The 19,605-nt window shown below is 71.0% G+C and carries 18 protein-coding genes and 2 pseudogenes; 11 read left to right on the top strand and 9 right to left on the bottom strand.

Features of this window, described 5'->3' with window-relative positions; all coding sequences use genetic code 11:
* The first annotated feature begins 245 nt into the window (after positions 1-245).
* Positions 246-1,010 (top strand): SDR family oxidoreductase, encoded by a 765-nt coding sequence (locus tag NRF20_RS23915; RefSeq protein ID WP_398628275.1) that lies wholly within the window; start codon positions 246-248, stop codon positions 1,008-1,010.
* A 188-nt stretch (positions 1,011-1,198) separates the two neighbouring features.
* On the top strand, positions 1,199-3,097 hold the full coding sequence (locus tag NRF20_RS23910) for a LamG-like jellyroll fold domain-containing protein (RefSeq protein WP_413753245.1): 1,899 nt from the start codon (positions 1,199-1,201) through the stop codon (positions 3,095-3,097).
* Positions 3,098-3,115: 18 nt separating this feature from the next.
* On the opposite strand, the gene NRF20_RS23905 is transcribed toward NRF20_RS23910, so the two are convergent.
* The 3 genes from NRF20_RS23905 to NRF20_RS23895 form a co-directional block, all read right to left on the bottom strand.
* Positions 3,116-4,678: a DEAD/DEAH box helicase gene (locus NRF20_RS23905; protein WP_398628277.1), complete on the bottom strand. Its 1,563-nt coding sequence runs from the start codon at positions 4,676-4,678 to the stop codon at positions 3,116-3,118.
* 220 nt (positions 4,679-4,898) lie between these two features.
* Complete coding sequence (locus NRF20_RS23900; protein ID WP_398628278.1) at positions 4,899-5,102, bottom strand: cold-shock protein; 204 nt, start codon at positions 5,100-5,102, stop codon at positions 4,899-4,901.
* Between the two features lie 361 nt (positions 5,103-5,463).
* Entirely contained in the window at positions 5,464-5,811 is a 348-nt protein-coding gene (locus NRF20_RS23895) for a MerR family transcriptional regulator (RefSeq protein WP_266360029.1), read from the bottom strand.
* Between the two features lie 733 nt (positions 5,812-6,544).
* Here NRF20_RS23895 and NRF20_RS23890 point away from each other — a divergent pair.
* From NRF20_RS23890 to NRF20_RS23875, 4 genes and pseudogenes are all read left to right on the top strand, one after another.
* A pseudogene (locus NRF20_RS23890) lies at positions 6,545-7,524 on the top strand (IS200/IS605 family accessory protein TnpB-related protein); the annotation flags it as partial.
* Positions 7,525-7,645: 121 nt separating this feature from the next.
* Positions 7,646-8,107, top strand: a complete 462-nt coding sequence (locus tag NRF20_RS23885) for a hypothetical protein (RefSeq protein ID WP_398628279.1) — start codon at positions 7,646-7,648, stop codon at positions 8,105-8,107.
* Between the two features lie 6 nt (positions 8,108-8,113).
* A pseudogene (locus tag NRF20_RS23880) lies at positions 8,114-8,455 on the top strand (toxin); the annotation flags it as partial.
* Positions 8,456-8,466: 11 nt separating this feature from the next.
* Positions 8,467-9,072, top strand: a complete 606-nt coding sequence (locus NRF20_RS23875) for a hypothetical protein (RefSeq protein ID WP_398628280.1) — start codon at positions 8,467-8,469, stop codon at positions 9,070-9,072.
* 51 nt (positions 9,073-9,123) lie between these two features.
* Here NRF20_RS23875 and NRF20_RS23870 read toward each other — a convergent pair whose 3' ends face one another.
* Together NRF20_RS23870 and NRF20_RS23865 are read right to left on the bottom strand one after the other, a co-directional pair.
* Positions 9,124-9,675 carry a hypothetical protein gene (locus tag NRF20_RS23870; RefSeq protein ID WP_398628281.1) on the bottom strand — a complete coding sequence of 184 codons (552 nt, stop codon included), beginning with the start codon at positions 9,673-9,675 and terminating at the stop codon, positions 9,124-9,126.
* Positions 9,642-10,961 carry a molybdopterin-dependent oxidoreductase gene (locus tag NRF20_RS23865; RefSeq protein WP_398628282.1) on the bottom strand — a complete coding sequence of 440 codons (1,320 nt, stop codon included), beginning with the start codon at positions 10,959-10,961 and terminating at the stop codon, positions 9,642-9,644. The genes NRF20_RS23870 and NRF20_RS23865 overlap by 34 nt, the downstream gene beginning before the upstream one ends.
* Positions 10,962-11,123: 162 nt before the next feature.
* On the opposite strand from NRF20_RS23865, the gene NRF20_RS23860 reads away from it, so the two are divergent.
* Positions 11,124-12,518, top strand: coding sequence for a hypothetical protein (locus NRF20_RS23860; protein WP_413753244.1), 1,395 nt, complete (start codon positions 11,124-11,126; stop codon positions 12,516-12,518).
* Positions 12,519-12,565: 47 nt separating this feature from the next.
* On the top strand, positions 12,566-13,414 hold the full coding sequence (locus tag NRF20_RS23855; RefSeq protein ID WP_413753243.1) for a GNAT family N-acetyltransferase: 849 nt from the start codon (positions 12,566-12,568) through the stop codon (positions 13,412-13,414).
* A gap of 29 nt (positions 13,415-13,443) precedes the next feature.
* Here the strand turns inward: NRF20_RS23855 and NRF20_RS23850 are convergent, their stop codons facing one another.
* Positions 13,444-15,150 (bottom strand): SpoIIE family protein phosphatase, encoded by a 1,707-nt coding sequence (locus tag NRF20_RS23850; RefSeq protein ID WP_398628285.1) that lies wholly within the window; start codon positions 15,148-15,150, stop codon positions 13,444-13,446.
* 129 nt (positions 15,151-15,279) lie between these two features.
* Positions 15,280-16,731: an MFS transporter gene (locus NRF20_RS23845; RefSeq protein WP_398628286.1), complete on the bottom strand. Its 1,452-nt coding sequence runs from the start codon at positions 16,729-16,731 to the stop codon at positions 15,280-15,282.
* A gap of 69 nt (positions 16,732-16,800) precedes the next feature.
* Here NRF20_RS23845 and NRF20_RS23840 point away from each other — a divergent pair, with 69 nt between their 5' ends.
* Positions 16,801-17,463, top strand: a complete 663-nt coding sequence (locus NRF20_RS23840) for a TetR/AcrR family transcriptional regulator (protein ID WP_398628287.1) — start codon at positions 16,801-16,803, stop codon at positions 17,461-17,463.
* On the opposite strand, the gene NRF20_RS23835 is transcribed toward NRF20_RS23840, so the two are convergent.
* Positions 17,456-17,728, bottom strand: coding sequence for a DUF1876 domain-containing protein (locus NRF20_RS23835; RefSeq protein ID WP_413753242.1), 273 nt, complete (start codon positions 17,726-17,728; stop codon positions 17,456-17,458). The genes NRF20_RS23840 and NRF20_RS23835 overlap by 8 nt on opposite strands.
* 87 nt (positions 17,729-17,815) lie before the next feature.
* Between NRF20_RS23835 and NRF20_RS23830 the strand changes: the two genes are divergently transcribed.
* Positions 17,816-18,277 carry a GNAT family N-acetyltransferase gene (locus NRF20_RS23830; RefSeq protein ID WP_413753241.1) on the top strand — a complete coding sequence of 154 codons (462 nt, stop codon included), beginning with the start codon at positions 17,816-17,818 and terminating at the stop codon, positions 18,275-18,277.
* Here NRF20_RS23830 and NRF20_RS23825 read toward each other — a convergent pair.
* Positions 18,229-18,996 carry an alpha/beta fold hydrolase gene (locus NRF20_RS23825; protein ID WP_398628290.1) on the bottom strand — a complete coding sequence of 256 codons (768 nt, stop codon included), beginning with the start codon at positions 18,994-18,996 and terminating at the stop codon, positions 18,229-18,231. The genes NRF20_RS23830 and NRF20_RS23825 overlap by 49 nt on opposite strands.
* Before the next feature lie 97 nt (positions 18,997-19,093).
* On the opposite strand from NRF20_RS23825, the gene NRF20_RS23820 reads away from it, so the two are divergent.
* Positions 19,094-19,579 carry a peroxiredoxin gene (locus tag NRF20_RS23820; RefSeq protein WP_398628291.1) on the top strand — a complete coding sequence of 162 codons (486 nt, stop codon included), beginning with the start codon at positions 19,094-19,096 and terminating at the stop codon, positions 19,577-19,579.
* Positions 19,580-19,605 lie beyond the last annotated feature (26 nt).

The raw sequence follows: 19,605 nt of genomic DNA, 5'->3' as shown, positions 1-19,605 counted from the left end.
GACAGCGGTCCGTCAGCCGCCGACCCTAGACACCCGGCCCGTCCCGGACCGCACACCACGCGGGCGGCCGGCCCGGCGCCACTCCAACAGCAGGCGCCCGGGACGCTCGCGGGGGCCCCGGCATCACCCGACCGGGGGCCTTGATCCACCCGGGACCTTGATCCAAAGGGCGTCCGGGAGAGGTGTTCTCCGTACAATCCGAGAACGACGTGACCGGCATGACCAGAGAGCGCGAGGTTTCTCCAGTGGCAGTCAGCAGCACCACTTTGTCGTCGCGCCCTGTCACCGTCGTCACCGGCGGCAGTCGCGGGATCGGTGCCGCGACCTGTGTCCGTCTGGCGTCCGAAGGCCATGACCTCGCCCTGGGCTTCGTGAGCAATGCCGAGGCCGCCGAGCGGACCGCGTCGGCTGTGCGGGCCGCAGGGGCGCGCTGTGTCACGGTGCGGGTGGACACCGCCGTGGAGGCCGATGTGGAACGGCTCTTCGACACGGCTGCCGCGCAGCTGGGTCCCGTCACCGGACTGGTCAACAACGCGGGAGTGACAGGTCCTCTCGGCCGTCTGGTCGACACCTCCGCCGAGACGCTGCGCCGGGTCCTGGACGTGAATCTCCTCGGCTACCTGCTGTGCTGCCGCCGGGCCGCGAAGGACATGGCGGCCACTGGGTCCGGCGCGATCGTCAATGTCTCCTCGGCCGCTGCCACCCTCGGCAGCCCCGGGGACTTCGTCCACTACGCCGCCACGAAGGCGGCGACGGACGCCCTGACGATCGGGCTGTCCAAGGAACTGGGGCCCGACGGAATCCGGGTCAACGCGGTCGCCCCCGGCATGATCGACACCGAGATGCACGCCACCGCGGGCGACCCCGGCCGCGCGGCCGCGGCCGCGGCCGGCATCCCGCTCGGCCGCCCGGGAGCGGCCCCGGAGATCGCGTCCGCGATCGCGTGGCTGCTGTCGCGCGAGGCGTCGTATGTGACCGGGGCGGTGCTGCGGGTCGCGGGCGGACGGTAGCGGGTCGGGGCCATCACCCGGCCCTCGCCGTCGCGTCCGCACACCCCCACCACCACGCCCCGCGCGCCCGGCGCTGTGCAATTCATGGAGTCTTCGCCCGGCTGTCGCCCTTACGAGCCGGTTCCTCCCCCACCCCGCGGCTAGCTTGCAGACGATCACCCCGACGTTCGTCCCCCGCGGAGACATCCATGTGCAGTCCCCTCCACCAGCCCGACGGACCACTTCTGCCCGGCGCGAGCCGTCGTACGTTCCTGCGGGCAACCGCGCTCACCGGTGCCGCCACCGCAGCCACGGGGCTCGCGTCCGCCACGCCCGCCGCGGCTCTTCCCCAGCAGAACACCGGTGCCGTCACGGCCGGTTGGCGACCTGACCCCGAGAGCCCCAGGTTCACACTCGTCGTCATGCCGGACACCCAGTACCTCTTCGACGGGGCGAGCATCGACAAGGCGCCGGTCGAGGCGTCGTTGCGTTACGTACTCGATCACGGGCGCGACGAGAACATCGTCTTCCTGTCCCATCTGGGCGACCTCACCGAGAGCGGCCAGGCAGGCGAATTCGCGGCGATCGGCGAGGCGTTCGAGCTGCTCGACCGGCGACGGGTCGGCTACAGCGTCGTCGCCGGCAACCACGACATCAAGTCGTCCACCGACGACCAGCGCGGCCGCACGCCGTACCTGGACACCTTCGGGCCGCAGCGGATGCGACGCCTGCCGACGTTCGGCGGGGCGACCCCGGACGGCTACAACACGTACCACCTGTTCCGCGCCGCCGGGCGCGAGTGGCTGGTACTGGCGCTCGACTGGCGGCCGTCGGCGGCCGGGCTCGCCTGGGCGAAGGACGTCATCGCCCAGCACCCGGACACGCCGGTCATCCTCACCACCCACGAGCTGGTGTACGCGGACGCGGACGGCGACGAGGCCGAACTCTCCGGCCACGGAAAGCATCTGTGGGACGAGCTGATAGCCGGGCACGACCAGATCTTCCTCACCCTCAACGGCCACTACTGGCCTGCCGGGCGCACCACCGTCAAGAACACCGCGGGCAACGACGTCCATCTGCACATCACCAACTACCAGAACCGCTACTACGGCGGCAGCGCCATGATCCGCCTCTACCGCTTCGACCTGGCCAGGAACACCATCGACGTGGAGACGATCTCCCCGTGGATCCTCGGCCGCGCGAGCGAGAGGCTCAACGACCTGGAGCGCGGCGAGATCGAACTGACCGGTCCGCAGGACCGCTTCGCCGTACCCATCGACTTCGAGAAGCGTTTCGCGGGCTTCGCGCCCGTGCCCGTGCGCGGCCCCCGCCCGGCGAAGCAGCTGCTGATACCGGGCACCGTCGCCTACTGGCGTTTCGACTCCCCTTCGCACCAGGACGGTTCCGCCGCCGACGCCGGCCTGCGCGTCCCCGACCTGTCCGGGCACCGCAACGACCTGGTGCGCGAAGCCGTCCCCGGCAGTGCGCCCGACGCGCTGCGCTGGTCCACCGCCCACCACCCCGACCAGCCCGGCCACGGCAGCCTCTACTTCGACGGCTCGAAGCCGCCGCTGCGGGGCGCATATCTGCGTACGGAGAACAACGCACCGCTCAACACCAAGACATTCAGGTCCGGTTACACCATCGAGGCCTTCCTCCGACTCCCCGCCGACTGGGACGCCGGACGCAACGCCTGGGGCGCCGTGCTCGGCCGCCGCGGCACGCTCGGGGCGGCCGGCAAGACCTCCGGCGACCCGGAGGAGCCCGTCGCCACCCTCTCCGTATCGGACGGCCCCGGGCTCCAGTGGGCGGCGGCGCCGCTGAACCAGCCGGGGGCCGTCACCAACTGGAGCCATGAGCTGCTGCGTGAGCGGTGGTGGCACGTGGCCGTCGTCAACGACGAGAAGCACACGACGATGTACGTCGAAGGCTGCATGGTCGCCCGCAACCCCGCCACCCGCACCACCGGTCTCACCACCCTGGGCCTGCCCTGGCTGCTCGGTGCCTACGAGTACGGAGGCAGGCTCGACCAGTTGATGCACGGCTGGCTCGGCGACATCAGGATCGTCGAACGCGCCCTTCCCGTAAGGGACTTCATGATCGCCTGAGGGGCGCGGCCCCCGGGGTCACGCCGCCCGGTTGGTACGGCGCTGCTTGGCGGCGGCGCGTGCCTGAGGCGTGGGCAGGTCCGAGCGGCGCGACTGCCCGGACCGGACGGGACGGCCGCGCCGGCCCCGGGACGACGCGCCACCGCTCCTGGGCCGCTCGGTCAGCGGTGCGGTGATGGTGACGGGCACCCCCGAGGGCGTCTGCGCGCCGGTGATCCGGCTCAGCTCGGCCTCGCCGGAGCGAACCTGGGCGATCTTCGGGATGATCCCGGCGTCGGCCATCAGACGGGTCATCTCACGGCGCTGGCCGGGCAGCACCAGCGTGACGACGCTGCCGGACTCACCGGCGCGGGCAGTGCGTCCGCCGCGGTGCAGGTAGTCCTTGTGGTCGCTCGGCGGATCGACGTTGACGACCAGGTCGAGGTTGTCGATGTGGATGCCGCGCGCCGCGACGTTCGTGGCGACCAGCACCGTGACGTGCCCGGTCTTGAACCGGGCCAGGGTGCGGGTGCGCTGCGGCTGGGACTTGCCGCCGTGCAGCGCGGCGGCCCGCACCCCGCTGTTGAGCAGATGGTCGGTGAGCTTGTCCACTGCGTGCTTGGTGTCCAGGAACATGATCACCCGGCCGTCACGGGCCGCGATCTCGGTCGTGGTGGCGTACTTGTCGGCACCCTGCACGTAGAGCACGTGGTGCTCCATCGTCGTCACGGCGCCGGCCGCCGGGTCGACCGAGTGGACCACCGGGTCGTGCAGATAGCGGCGGACCAGCAGGTCCACATTGCGGTCCAGGGTCGCCGAGAACAGCATCCGCTGGCCCTCCGGCAGCACCTGGTCGAGCAGTTCGGTGACCTGCGGCATGAAGCCCATGTCGGCCATCTGATCGGCCTCGTCGAGGACGGTGATGGCGACCCGGTCGAGCCGGCAGTCGCCGCGCTCGATGAGGTCCTTGAGCCGGCCGGGCGTGGCGACGACGACCTCGGCCCCGCCGCGCAGTGCACTGGCCTGTCGGCCGATCGACATGCCGCCGACGACGGTGGCCATGCGCAGCTTGAGCGAGCGGGCGTACGGGGTGAGCGCGTCGGTGACCTGCTGGGCCAGCTCCCGGGTGGGGACCAGCACAAGGGCCAGCGGGCGTCGGGCGTCGGCCCGGTTACCCGCGGTACGGGCCAGCAGGGCCAGGCCGAAGGCGAGCGTCTTACCGGAGCCGGTCCGGCCGCGGCCCAGCACATCGCGCCCCGCGAGGGAGTTCGGCAGGGTGGCCCCCTGGATCGGGAACGGCGTGGTGACGCCCTCGGCGGCGAGCGCCGCCAGCAGGGGCGCGGGCATGTCCAGGTCCGCGAAGGCCTCCGCGGCGGGCAGCGCCGGGGTGATGGTCTTCGGCAGCGCGAACTCGCCCTGCTTGGCCGCGGGCCTGCGGCCAAAGCCGCCGGAGCGCCGGTCGGGCGCGCCGTAACGGCCGCCGCCCTGTCCGCCCTGGCGGCCCGGGGACTGCGAACGGAACCCGCCGCCGGAAGCGGTGGAGCCACCGGAGCGGGTGCGGGAGTATCGGTCGTTCGAGCGAGCTGTGCGATCGCGGTTCATACAGAACCCTTCCTCGATATGGCGCGTATCGAGGAATTCACTGAGCGACGAGCGGCGCAGGAATCGCAAGAACGGGCCGTTGACATACGTGTACCGGGCCCGGCGGCGAAGAATGAGCCGTACCGGGCGCGGGAAAAACAACGAGCTGGGGCCCGCACCCGAAGGTGCGGACCCCAGCTGCGCACATGCGTCACAGCGCGTCAGCGCCGGAGCAGCGGGATCAGGCGGGGGTGATGTTCTCCGCCTGCGGGCCCTTCTGGCCCTGCGTGACGTCGAACTTCACCTTCTGGCCTTCCTGCAGCTCACGGAAACCGCTGGAGGCGATGTTCGAGTAGTGGGCGAAGACGTCAGCGCCGCCGCCGTCCTGCTCGATGAAGCCGAAGCCCTTTTCTGCGTTGAACCACTTGACGGTGCCAGTAGCCATGTTTTTGTCTCCTTCTGGGGCAGTGCCCGGGGATTCGCACTGTGCGGATCCCGCGTCGCCGCGATGATTACCCCATCCGGAACAAAGCGCCGGAAAATACAAAAGTGCACTCATCGACACATTACGCCGAAGAGAGCACTTGGAGTCTTTGGGAACCACAACTGCAACTGCATCCACAGTAGCACGGTGGAAGCGTCCGGGCGCGGCAAGTAATTACACTCCACCGGATACGCCATAAACCCTTGCCGCGCATTGCATGAAATTCTGCGTCGACGGCAATAGATATTGACCCGTCCCCAGCGCCGCGTTCGCCTGTCCCCGGCACCGCGGAAGCCGGGGCGCACGCCCGGGTCCGTCCTCCTCAGGCGCCCGCCGCCCCGCCGGATTCCGTCGCGGGCCGGCGCAGCTCCGCGTTGAGCCGCAGGGCCTCTTCGAGCTGGTCCTCCAGGATCACGATGCGGCAGGCCGCCTCGATCGGCGTGCCGCCGTCGACGAGTTCACGGGCCCTGGCCGCGATTCGCAGCTGGTAGCGGGAGTAGCGACGGTGGCCGCCCTCGGACCGCAGCGGGGTGATCAGACGGGCCTCGCCGATCGCCCGGAGGAAAGCGGGCGTCGCGCCGATCATCTCCGCGGCGCGGCCCATGGTGTAGGCGGGGTAGTCGTCGTCATCGAGCCGGTCGGTGGCGTGCGGAGGGGTTCCTGTGGGCATTTGCACCTGCCGCGTATCGCTGACTTCGTTGACCGAAAGAGAAAATCTCATTGTGCGAGCCATCGCTTCTATCATAGCCGCGACAGATTTCCCTGGTCCGGGCGGGGAAATTAGCTGCCCCGAAGCCGTGCAACCGGCCTGCTCCCCGCCGGCGCACCCCACGGACGCGCCCCTCCGGCGCGCCCGCACCGTCCGATTGATCCGGTCCGACACAGGTTCGGCGTGAGGCAGGTGCAGCGCCGCGGCCCCGCACCCCCAACACCCACTGACCAGTCGGTCAGTTGATGACGACCTGACCAGCAGTCATAATGTACGTGTAGCCCTTCGCGCATCCCCCGTCGTGAAGGGCTACACCCATATGCGGACCATGCCCCTTTTGCCCGCGACGACTTCACGGGCAGGGGACTCCCCTCGTGATCCCCTGACCATGTTTTTTCGAGCTAACAGTGACGCAGAGTATTTGCGCAAGCCCGCTCCCATGCAGCGTTCCGAACCGCCTCCCGCACCGAGGACGCCACGTCAGGGTTGCGAGCTGCTGCCGGCTTGCTGCACTGAAGTGAGTTGTGGTGAGCGGGAGTGAGTCCTGTCGGCGGGTTCACGGGGTGGGAACAGAGGTTCCGGAGCCGAATGGGTGACCTTGGCGACTGCTGCTCGTTGGGCTGGGTGGCAGATTCACGGTCTTGGGCGAGGGGGTGATGTGGTGGGTGGTTTGCGGGAGTTGGCCGGGTCCTTCATGGTGCCCGGGCCTTGCGGGGTGGCGATCCGGGACCGTCTGAAGCACCTCACGCCCCAGGACGAGAAAGTCCTGCGTGCGGTCGGTGAGCATCAGGGTCGTCTGGCTTCGCGTGATCTCAGGGCCCGTTGTGCGGATGGTCTGGAGCACAGCGCGGACACCTGGGCGTCGCGCAAGCGGGACCTGACGCCGCTGTCGTCGTCGCGGATCGCGGGTGCGATCACCAAAGCCACGCACGATCAGTGGGCGCTGGCCCGCCGTTGCCAGGCCGCGCACATCCAGACGCTGGAAGCCGGGATCAGGACGCTGCGGCACCGCCTGTCCCTCCCGATCGGGAACCCGGGACGAAGCGGGCCGCGGGCGGCTACCGCTCCGGGAGTGAGTGGTTCAGCAAGTCCCGGCGCCTCGCTGCACTGGAGGCACGGCATGCGGCCGTTGTCGCCGACCGGCAGGCCGGACGTGTCCGGGTCGTGCGGGGCGGCAGACGTCTCCTCAACACCCGCCACCACCTCACCCAGGCCCAGCTGACCGAAGAGCAGTGGCGAGAACGCTGGGATGCGGAACGCTGGTTCATCACCGCCGACGGTGAGTCGGGGAAGCGGTTCGGGAACGAGACGATCCGCGTCACCCCGGACGGCGAAGTGTCCATCAAGCTACCCGCCCCGCTCGCCCACCTGGCCAACGCCCCTCATGGCCGGTACACCCTCACCGTCCGTATCGGCTTCGCGCACCGGGGCGTGGAGTGGGCCGACCGCATCACCGCGAACCGGGCCGTCGCCTACCGCATCCACCTCGACGTGGACCGTGGCCGCTGGTACCTCACCGCGTCCTGGCAACGCCCCGTCGCGAAGACCATCCCGCTGGAGGCCGCCAGGGCCCGGGGCATGATCGGCGTCGACACCAACGCCGACCACTTCGCCGCCTACCACCTCGACCCACACGGCAACCCCATCGGCGAGCCCCGGCGGTTCTTCTACGACCGGTGGGTCCAGGACTCACTCATGCACACTGGCTAGGAACGGTTCGTTACAGTACGAGCCCGTTGACCGAAATCGAAGACCGTGCGGCACCGGTCGGACGGGGCGGATACGTGGGGGCCGGATGGACAGCGGCATGGAACTCGCACCGAAGCTGCGGACGTTGCAGCAGAAGGTCGAGTACATGGTCGAGAAGACGTTCCCCAGTCAGAAGATCTCGGGGCGGGTCTTCGCCAAGCTGGCCAAGGAGCGCGGCGGATCCCTCTCGCACAGCTACTTCTCCAACATCCTTGCCGGAAAGGTCACCCAGCCGTCCGAGGACATCCTCAAGGCGCTCGGTCTGGGTTTCGGCGTGGACTGGCGGTTCTTCAAGGAGGAGTCCGAGGTCGTCGATGATGTCGTCGCCGGTCTGCAGTTTCTCGCGAAGCGCCGTACAGGGGAGATGAGCGGACTGGCCGGGCGCGGCCTCGACGAGGACGGTCTCCCACCGGAGCTGCTGCAGTTCGCGCTCTCCCTGCTGGAGGACGCCAGAGGCCGGCGGAGCACGACCGACGGCGCCACCGCCCCCAGCGAGCCGGAGCAGTAGGTCTCCATGTCCCTGCGCGAACTCCGCAAGGAGTGCGGGGATGGGCTGGCCGACCTGCCCATCCCCGCCCCCTTCTCCGTCGACGCACTGGTGGCGAACATGGAGGCGGCCCGTGGCCGCACCATCGTGCTGCACGAGATGCCCTACCGGCTGGCCCGCGTCAACGCCGCCTGCGGTCTGCGGCTGAAGACCGGCGGGACCAGCTTTGTGCTCTACCGGCGCCGCCCGACCGCGTACCGGACCCAGCACGTCATCCTGCACGAGCTGTGCCACGAGTGGTTCGACCACGGCACCTCCCTCGACCCGGAGCAGCTCAGGCGGCTGCTGCCGGTCTTCGACACCTCGCTGGAGGAGACCGCATGACCCCCACGGACACCACCGACGCCCCCGCGTCGCCGAACACCGGCGTCGCGCGTACCGTCACCGAAGTCTTCCAGCCCCGCAACGTCCTGCTGGTCGGCATGCTCGGCATCGGCCTGGCCGCCGCCGGTCACTGGACCGGTCTGCTCTGGGGGTTCCTCGGCGCCCTGTGTGCCGGGATCGTTCCTGCCGGGTACATCGAATGGGAGCGCGGGCGCGGCACCTGGGGCGACCGTCATGTCGTCGACCGCACCAAGCGGGCCCCGATCTTCTTCGTCATCCTCGGTTCCATAGGCGCCGGTTCGGTGGTGATGGTCCTCGGCCACGCCCCCACCGGCATCCTCGTGGCGATGCTCGCCCTCTGGGCGATGACCGTGATCCTCCTGACCGTCAACACGGTCTGGAAGATCTCGGTGGACGCCGCGGTCGCCTCGGCCGTCGTCGCACTGCTCGCCCCGGTCCACTCGCCGTGGTGGCTGCTCGCGTACGCGATGACGGTCGCCGTGTGCTGGTCGCGTGTCGCGCTCGGGTACCACTCGGTGGCGCAGACCGTCGCCGGGGCGTCGCTGGGGGCCACGACGGCGGGCGCGTTCCTGTTCGTCTGACCCGTGCCGGTCCGCCGGGCAGGCCCCGTCCGGCGCTTGAGGACAAAACCCTCACCCACGTGGGCGGCCGCCCCGAACTGCCGTCGGCTGCACACCCCTGCCCTCCCCGCGCCGCGACCGCACGGTCCTGACCACGAGCAGGAGCGCCGAGCCCGCGCACAGCACCGCCGTGATCAGCAGCCAGTTGCCCAGGAACACGTCGGGGGACAGCCCGCTGTAGGGCTCGTACCGCACCGCGTGCCGGGTGATCAGCGGAAACCACATCAGCAGGAGCAGGCCGGAGAGAAAGGCCGGTACGCGGATGTGGTTGACCAGCCCCGAGCGGGGTCCGAGCGACCGCCGTACGACCAGGTCGGCCGACGCGTACAACGGCAACAGCACCAGATCATGCAGGAGGGCGGAGCCGATGAACCACACCGCGACTGCGAACGTGTCACCCGCCAGGAGCCGTACGCCCGCATAGCCCGCGAGGGCGAATGTCGCGGCCAGCAGAAGGAGATGCAGCGGCCCTTCCCCGTACCAACGCCTGAGAACCGCCCGAGGATTCACCCGGTTCCCCGCCTTCCCGCTCACAGCGCCCCGAACGTCAGCCGGGCCACCCATTTGGTGTTTTGCACACCGGGGGCCGCCGGGACGATGATCCGCGCCGGATATCCGTGATCGAGCGACAGTTCCTCGCCGTTGACCTGCAGTGCCAGCAGCGAGCGCGGGTCGCGCACCTGGTTGTCGCGGAGCGCCACCTCGCGGAACGCCCCGCGGCGCTGGACGGACTCCACCAGCACCCCCGGCGGCCCGTCCCGATACCCCGCGAGTGCCGCCAGATCCCTCAGCCGCACTCCGCGCCACCACTGGTCCGACGTCGCCCAGCCCTCCACGCACGCGATCGGCAGCGCCGCGCTGTACTGGTCCATGGCCAGCAGTTGTTCCCGGCTGAGCCGGATCTCCCCGGCGGGCCCGCTGACGGTGAGCCGCCAGCTCTTCCCCGTATCGGCCGCCGTCACTCCGACGGCCGCGGCCGTCTTGTTGATCTGGAAGCCGTTCGGCCCCGGGCCGGGTTCGGCTGCGCCGTGCGGGGTGAGGAGGGCCATCTGCCGCAGCGGCCCGTCGAAACTCCGGCCCGCCGACGTGATCAGCAGCAACAGCGACCCGCCGCCCACCATGGCGAGCGCGCCGCGCCGGGAGACGGTCGGCGCGGCGGGGGCGGGCGAGGCCAGTTCATCCGCCTCGCCCGGCGCAGAGCCCTCCAGCCGGCCGCCCCGCAGCACCCGGACGGCCCGCGGCAGTTTCAGCCCGGTGTGGGCGAGGAACGCGGCGAAGAACACCCACGCCCCGTAGAAGTGCAGCGGATAGAACGACCCCGGAAACACGTACTCCAGCTGGATGTTGAGCAGTCCGGTGATGAACTCGAACAGTGCTCCGCCGACGAGCAGCAGCAGCGACACCCGCTCCAGCGCATGCCCCACCGACCGGGCCGGCGGCAGCGCGAAGAGCTTCGGGATCACCGACCAGAGCTTCGCCAGCAGCACGGGGACGAGGGCGATGCCCACCGTGACATGCAGCCCCTGCGTCAGCCGGTACAGCCAGTGCGGACCGGTCGGCCAGGCGAAGAGGTAGAACCCCAGCAGCCCCTTGCCCGGCGTCTTGTCGTTGACCGGCGCAAGGTCCGGGTTGTACGCGGCGTACGACAGCAGGCCTGTCACGAACAGCAGGGTGAGCCCGGCGAGCAGGACCAGCCCGAGCACCGCCGTGAACCTGACGCCGCGCACCGGGCTGCGCCAGAACCCGGGCGAGGAGGGAAGCCGCTCCAGGAAGGCCGGACCGCGGCCGGAGAACGAGCCGGGGCGGCGGAAGGGGAAGGAGATGGCCTTGTCCAGATGTTTGTCGCCCATGCGCCGAAGCTATGCCCGGAACACCTGGCCGCGGCGCGTACAACTCCTGACGAAACCATGACGTCACACTCCGGAGCGAGCAAGCGGCGCAAGATCTGACGGTTCGATGACGCGCCCCGGTGGCAGCGCCCACAGCGGCCCTGCTGTGCATAGCGTGCCTGCGTGAAGACCGAGTACCGCACAGCGCGCCCCGTCGGGGACGACACCGGACACCGCACCGGCCGCCGCCGCGACCTGATCGCCGCCGCCGCGGGCATTCTGCTCGTCACTGCCGCCGTGCTCGTCGGCAGGTCGATCCAGGACTCCGATGGAAGCCTCTACGTCCATTGGCCTCCCCTGCTGGCGTCCTGGTACCCGCACACCGGCCCCGGCACCCCGGCCGCCGTCGTCGTGGCAGCGGCCGTCGTCGCGTACGGGCCGCCGCTGGCCGACCGCATCCGCCGGCGGGCGCTGCTGCCGACCGCCTGGGCGGCGTCGCTCGCCTGGGTCCTCTCGCTGGCGCTGATCGACGGCTGGGGCCGGGGCATCGCCGAACGGCTCACCACCAAGCATGAATATCTGCAGGTCATCGACCGTTTTCAGGACATCGGTGCGGCGCTGCGCGGCTTCGACGACCACATCCTGATCGGCTCCCCGGGCAACTGGCCGGCCCATGTCGCCGGGCACCCGCCGGGCGCCACGCTCACCTTCGTCCTGCTCGACCGCATCGGGCTCGGCGGCGGCGCCTGGGCCGGGGTCTGGTGCATCGTGGTGGGCAGCTCCGCCGTCCCGGCCGCCCTGGTCACGCTCCGTGCCCTGGCCGACGAGCGCCTCGCCCGCCGTGCCGCCCCGTTTCTGGTCCTCGCACCGGTCGCGGTGTGGACCGGCACCTCGGCGGACGCCTACTTCGCCGCCGTCGCCGCCTGGTCCGTGGCCCTCCTCGCCCTGGCCGCGACCCGTTCGGTCCGCCTCCCCCGCGCCGCCGCATTCGCCTCCGGTCTCCTGTACGGGCTGACCTGCTACCTCAGTTACGGTCTGACGCTGATCGCGATCCTGCTCCTCACCGTCCTCGTACTCACCCGCACCGCCCGCCCCTTCCCGCTCGTGCTCCTCGGAGCGCTGGTCGTCCCCGCCGCCTTCACTCTGGCGGGCTACAACTGGTGGGAGGGCTACCGCCTGTTGGTCGAGCGCTACTACCAGGGCGCGGGTGGCCTGCGCCCGTACTCCTACTGGGTCTGGGCGAATCTCGCCTGCACCACGATCGCCGCGGGCCTCGCCACGGTCGCCGGACTCCGCCGCACCGCGGCCGGCGCCCCCGGTGCCGTGCGCGCCCTGCGCACCGGCACCACCTGTGCGTCCCAGCGGCTGATTCTGCTCACCCTGATGGCGCTCCTGGCACTCCTGGCCGCCGACCTGTCCGGGATGAGCAAGGCGGAGACCGAACGCATCTGGCAGCCCTTCATCCTCTGGCTGCTGCCCGCCGCCGCCCTTCTGCCCACCGGCACCCGGCGCGGCTGGCTGACCGCGCAGGCCGTCGTCGCCCTGCTCGTCAACCACCTCCTGTGGACCGGGTGGTGACGGAAGAACCACCGTTGAACCGATGGCCCGCGGGGTAGAGGTGCCCCGTGCCGAACTTCGAGATCACCACCGCAAGCGCCGACGACCTCACGATGCTGACCGAATGGGCCCACGCGGAGGGCTGGAATCCCGGCCTGACCGACCGCCACGCCTTCTTCGCCGCCGACCCGCGCGGCTTCCTGATCGGCCGGCTCGACAGCGAACCGGTCTCCTGCGTCTCCGTGGTCCGCTACGGCTCCGGCTTCGGGTTCCTCGGCTTCTACCTCACCCGTCCCGAGCTGCGCGGCCAGGGCTACGGCATCCAGCTGTGGCGGGCCGGCATGGCACGGCTGGACGGGCGCAACGTCGGACTGGACGGCGTGGTGGCCCAGCAGCCCAACTACCGTAAATCCGGCTTCCGTTCCGTATGGACGAATATGCGTTACGAGGGCCTGCCACCCGCTGCCCGGACCGTCCCGCCCGGCACCGCCCTCGTCGATGCCCGCACCCTCCCCTTCGGTCAACTGGCCTCGTACGACCGCCGCTTCTTCCCCGCCGACCGCGACAGCTTCCTCGCACCGTGGATCGCCGGGCCCGCGCGCACCTCGCTCGCCGCCGTCCGCGACGGGGAGCTGCGGGGCCTCGCCGTGATGCGCCCCTGCCGCACGTCGTCCCGCATCGGCCCCGTGTACGCGGAGTCGCCCGAGGTGGCGGGCGCCCTGGTCGGCGCACTCGCGGCCACCGACCCCGGCACCCCGGTGGCGATCGACGTACCCGACATCAACCCGGGCGCCGTACGCCTCGCGGAACAGCTGGGCCTCGCCCCGTCGTTCGAGACCGCCCGGATGTACACGGGCCCGACACCGGACGTCGACCACACCGGACTGTTCGGCATCACCAGCCTGGAGCTGGGCTGACCTGCAGTCCCTTCCGGCGGCTGCCCGGATCAGGAGGTGGCGCGGGGGCGGGTGCGCGAGGCCAGTACCGCTATGTCGTCCTCCGCACCCGGTCCGAACCGTTCGAGGACCTCGTCCAGCAGGTCCTCCAGGCTCCCGCCCGCGGGCAGGGTCAGTTCCCTGAGGCGGCCGATCGAGACGTCTATGTCCTCGCCGCGCCGCTCCACCAGACCGTCGGTGTACATGAACAGCACCGTGCCCGGCCCGAACTCCACCGACGTCGTCCGGTACCCGCCGAAGCCGGTGCCCAGCGGCGGGCCCACCGGTACCTCGTCGCACACCCTGGTTCCCGCCTTCCCCGGGTCGATGAGCACCGGCGGCAGATGGCCGGCGCTCGCCACCTCGCACGCCCCGCCGAACTGGTCGACGACGGCCAGCAGGCAGGTCGCCGCCCGGTCCAGTCCGGACCGTTCGACCATCCGGTCCAGCTGTTCCAGGATGCGGTGCGGCGGCAGATCGTCGTCGGCGAGCATCCGCAGCAGCGAGCGGTAGTGGCTCATGGCGACCGCCGCCTCCACCCCGTGGCCCATCACATCGCCCATCGCCTTCAGATGCCGCCCGTCCCGCAGTGGGATGACGTCGAACCAGTCGCCGCCGACCATCACGCTCCGGTCGGCCGGCAGATAGCGGGTGGCGATCTCGATGTGCGGGTGCGGCGGGCGCGGCTCGGACAGCAGGGAGCGCTGCAGCTCCAGGGCGATGGTGTGCTCATTGGCATACCGGCGGGCGTGGTCGAGATCGACGGCGGCCCGGCCTGCGAGCTCCCGGGCGACCACCACGTCCTCGTCCGTGAAGACCGGTGAGTCCCCCGCCCGGATCAGACCGAGGACGCCGAGCGGACGGCCGCGTACGGCGAGGGGCACGATGACCGCCGAATGCATCCCCAGGGCACGGTAGGCGGCGACCCGTTCGGGGGCGGGGGCGGAGCGGGCGAGCTCTTCGTCGGTCGTGTGGTTCTCCACGACCGGCTGGTTGGCCGCCAGACAGCGCTGGACGGCCGCGCCCTCCTGGTAGTCGACGTACTCACCGGTCAGTCCGAATCCCGGCAGCTCGGCGCGCAGCCCGGCCACCGCCGTCAGCGCCGCCCTGCGCAGCCGCAGCACACCGGCGGGCGCGGGGCGTACCGGGGCGGCGACGTCGGGCGGGAACACCTCGACCGTGGCGAGGTCCGCCAGCCCCGGCACGACGAGGCCGACGAGTTCCGCACAGGTGGTGTCCATGTCGAGCGTGGTGCCGATCCGGGCGGCCGCAGTGTCGAGCATGGTCAGATGCCGCCGGGCCTGTTCCAGCTCGCGCCGTCCGTTGTCCGAGGCCATGACCTCCAGCACGATCCCGGCCACGCCCACGATCCGCCCGTCGACCTCGAGCCGGTGGTACGCCCCGTGCCAGTACCGCCGGACCGAGCCCGCCGCGGCGGCGGTGACTCCACTGGACGTGATCTCGCGGGGCTTCCCGTCGGCGAGCACGGCCCGCATCATGTCCTCGCCCGCGTCGACTCCCGGGAGGACCTCGGAGACGGTGCGGCCGAGATGTTCGGCGGCCGGAATGCCGTTGAGCCGTTCGAGGGCCGGGTTGACGTACAGATAGCGCAGCCCCGTGTCGAGCACGCCCACACCGGCCATGGTGCCGTCGACCAGGGCCGCCAGGGTCGTGGGGTCGAACGGCACCGCGCTGTCGGTGTACGCATCGGCCTGCACGTCAACCTCCTGGGACGGACACGGACGTCCCGCTGCCCGGCATTCAATCGTCGACCGCCCGCCCCCGTCGCGCATCCGCAGCCGGGCCCCGTCTTGTCCACATTCGCCGGACGGGCCCGGGCTTCCCCCTCAGTGCACGTGCGGCCTTCCGGCCCCCTCCGGCTTCCCGCGGGGCACCAGCAGCCCGGCGACGACCGCGCACGCCCCTGCCGCCGCCGCACACACCGTGAACGCGTCCGCGAACCCGCTCACCGAGCCCGCCGCCCCCTCGATGCCCGCCGCGGCCACCGTGGACACGACCGCCACCCCGATCGAACCGCCCACCTCGTGGAACGTGTTGACGACCCCCGAGGCCAGCCCCGCCTCCTCGTGCGCGACCATCCCCAGCGCGGTGGCCGTGGCCGTGACGAAGACGGCCCCGAGCCCGAACGCGGCCACCGCGAGACCGGGCAGCAGCCCCCCGTACACACTGCTGTCCGCACCCACCCGGGTCAGCGGCAGACAGCCCCCGGCCGCGATCACCATTGCGCCCACCGCCGTCGCCCGGCTGCCGACCGTCCCGACCAGCCGGGACCCGATGTGCGCACCGATCCCGACCGCCACGGCCACCGGCAGGAACACCAGCCCGGTGCGCATCGGCCCGAACCCGCGCCCGTGCTGCAGGAAGACCGACCCGAGGAAGAAGAACGAAATCAGCAACGCGGTGGCGAACAGCATCAGGAACGCCCCCGCGAGAACCGGCCGCCGGGTGAACATCCGCAGGTCCATCAGCGGCTCCCGGGCCACCCGCTCGACCGCCGCGAACGCCGCGTACAAGGCCGCCGCGCCCACGACCGGAACCAGTGTCCCGGCCGCACCCCACCCGGAGTCCCCCGCCGTGACCAGCCCGTAGATCAGCGATCCGGTGCCGGCCGTCGCGAGAAGCGCCCCGGCGACGTCCAGCCGCCCGGCCGACGGCCGCTCCGGCCTCGGGGGGACGAACGCCGGCACCGCCGCCAGCAGCGCGACGCCGACCGGCACATTGACGTAGAACACCCACTGCCAGCCGGGCCCGCTCGTCAGCGCACCCCCGGCCAGCACACCGATCGCCGATCCGGTGCCGCCGATCGCGGCCCACACGCCCAGTGCCTTGTTGCGTTCCTTGCCGTGGAACGACGTGGTGACGAGCGACAGCGCCGCGGGCGACAGCAGCGCCGCCCCCACGCCCTGGGCGACACGTCCCCCGATCAGTGTCGCCCCGCTGCCGGCCAGCCCACACACCAGCGAGGCGGCGGTGAAGACGACCAGCCCGGCGAGCAGGGTGCGCCGGGCCCCCAGCACGTCCGCGAGCCGCCCGCCGAGCAGCATCAGTCCGGCGAAGCACAGCGTGTACGCGGTGACGACCCAGGTCAGCGCGGTACGGCCGAGATCCAGGTCGACGGCCATGTCGGGCAGCGCGACGTTCACGACGGTCACGTCGAGCACGAGCATGAACTGCGCGGCACAGATGAGCGCGAGCATCATCCACCGTCGCGGATCAGCGGGTGGACGGTTGTGAGCACGGTCGGCCGGATGGGCCTGATGCAGGGCGTCATGAGTCATGAACTGAACTGTACGGCTCAGTTCAGTTGAACTCAACTGTTCAGTTCAGGTCGCTGTTAGCATCTGCTCATGAACGCGAAACCGCCGCCCGCCGGCCCCCGCGCCGAGGCCAAGCGGCAGGCCATCGTCAAGGCCGCGCGCGAGGCCTTCCTGCGTGAGGGTTTCGGCGTCGGTATGGACGCCATCGCCGCCGAGGCAGGCGTGTCGAAAGTGACCGTCTACAACCACTTCGGCAGCAAGGAGGCGCTGTTCACCGCCGTCATCACGGGCGCACTCGACGAGCCCCTCGGCGGCCCGTCCACCAAGGCGCTCGCCGATCTCCCCGACGCCGCCGATCTCCGCACGGCCTTCCTCGACACGGCCCGCGCCTGGGTGTCCGCCGTACGCGGCAACGCCGACGTCATCGCCCTGCGCAACCTCGTGGCCGCCGAGCTCCACCGTTTCCCGGAACTCGCCGGGGCATGGCAGCATGACGGCCCCGCGGGTCACCACCCGGCCGTGGCCGACGCCCTGCGCAGCCTCGCGGAACGGGGCCGGCTGGACATCCCCGACCTCGAAACGGCGATCATTCAGCTGTACGCGCTACTGGTCTTCCCTCACATGGTCTTCAGCTCGTACGGAACAGCCATCGACGACGCCACCACGGACCGTCTGATCACGAGCGGCATCGACATGTTCCTGGGCCACTACGCCCCCGGGGGGCGGCGGCCCGCAGGCGGGGACCTCAGGTGAGCGGGTGCGATGTCCGGCCGGACGCCTCGTCGATCTCGTCGTGCGCCTTCGTCAGCATCTTCATCGCCAGCTCATTGAGCGCTCTGGCTCCCGCGATCTCCTCGCCGACCCTCGGCTGATCCTTGTCGGAGGGGTGACGGCTCGCATATCCATGGGCCCGCACCTCGTTCCCGTCCGGAAGCCGCACCAGGGCGGCCGCGCGAGTGCGGTGGGTGTCCTCCTCGAATTCCAGGTCCACATGCCACCCGACAGTTGTGTGCGCCATGACGATCACCTCCCTACCAGGGTGCGCCCGTTCCCCCGCCCCTGCACCACGACACCCTCCCCCACCGCCCGCTATAGGCTCCGCGTCATGAGCGTCGACGTAGAGATCGTCCACGAAGCGACCGGGGAGATCGTGGCCGCCTTCGCCCGGCTGGTGCCCCAACTGTCCTCGACCGCCCGGCCACTGGATCACGAGGCGGTCGACCGGCTGGTGCGGTGCGAGACGAATACAGTGCTCGTCGCTCGCGCCGCGGGCAGCATCGTCGGAACGCTGACGCTGCTTCTGCTTCCCGTGCCGACCGGGCTGCGGGCCCGTATCGAAGACGTCGTGGTCGACACCGAGGCGCGTGGGCAGGGGATCGCGGCCCTGCTGACGCGGGAGGCGCTGACGCTGGCCCGGGAGGCGGGCGCGCGGACCGTCGACCTCACCTCCCGGCCGGACCGCGCCGCCGCGAACCGGCTGTACGAGCGTCTGGGCTTCCGGGCGAGGGAGTCGACGGTCTACCGATTCCCGATGGACGGCCCGGAGCTGCGCCCGGTCCAGGCGTAGTCCGGCCGGTCGAGCTCCAGCCGGTCGAGGTCGAGGGTTCCGCGCGTCGCCGGAGCGTCCGACGGAAGCCGGAGTGCGGTCGCGACCGCCTCGGGGAGCGGGGCGAGGCCCAGCAGTCCGGTGGCGATCCGTGTCGTCAGCGCGTGCCAGGTCCGGGCACGCCGGAGCATCGCGTGGTCGCTGCGCCGGATCGCGACCAGACAGGCGTGGGCACCGGCGCGGCGGGCGCGGCCGGTGAAGGACTGGGATGCCCGGGGGCTCGTGATGCGGTCGCGGGTGCTGTGCAGCAGGACGACATCGCGGCCGTCGAGTTGGGTGACCGGATCGTCGGCCGGACACCACGGGGCGAGGCCGACCACCCCGCGTACCAGCGGATGACCGGCGGCGCGGAGGGCGGCGCGGGCGCCCATCGAGTGGCCGACCAGGACCACCGGGATCTCGCCGGCCTCGCGGCGCAGGGCGTCGAGGCCGGCCACGACGTCGTGGAAGGGGTCCTCGCGGGGGCCGTTCCAGCCGCGGCGGGTGTAGCGGGCGGTGCGTACGAGAACGTCCGTGGCACCGTCGCCGGTCGCCGCGGCGATGGCCCGCGCGAACGGGCGCATCCGCACGGCGGGCAGGTTCAGCGGGCCGGGCGGTGGCGGGCCCAGGCCCGTTTCCACGCCGCCGTGCAGCAGGAACACGGCCGCGGACGGGCGGATGGCGGACGGCGGTTCTGTCATACGTGCCTCCTGGTGCGGGAGCCGGACCCGTAACGAGCATGCTGTACGGAACACGGACGGGAAGACTTCCGCAGCACCGGACCACGGAGGAAACGACATGGCATCGTCACCACAACTGGGCAGTACCGTCCCGGACTTCACGCTGCCGGGCGGTGCGCTCACCGGCGAGACGTATCAGCGCCGCGACTACACCCTCTCCGCGGCACGCGGCCGTGCCGTGGTCCTCGCGTTCTACCCGGGCGACAACACGACCGTGTGCACCAAGCAGCTCTGCTCGTACTCCTCGGGTATGGAGACCTTCGGCGAGCTCGACGCGGAGGTCTGGGGAATCAGTCCACAGGGTGTGGACAGCCATGAGTCGTTCGCCCGCGCCCACGGGCTGCGGATGCCGCTGCTCGCGGACACCGGACGGGAGATCGCCCGGGCGTACGGCGTCGCGGCGCCCGGGATCGGGGTGCGCCGTGCGGTCTTCCTCATCGGGCCGGACGGCGTACTGCGCTGGAAGCATGTCGCCCTGCTCGGAGCCACGTTCCAGTCATTGGACACACTGACCGAACACCTGTCCGGCATCAAAAACGCGTAAAAGATTGCCGGAACCCGGCAGTATCC

The organism is Streptomyces sp. R-74717 (genome assembly GCF_047305335.1).
Taxonomy (GTDB): Bacteria; Actinomycetota; Actinomycetes; order Streptomycetales; family Streptomycetaceae; genus Streptomyces; species Streptomyces atratus.
Note: the sequence above shows the minus strand (reverse complement) of the source record. Positions and strands in the feature narration are given on the sequence as shown.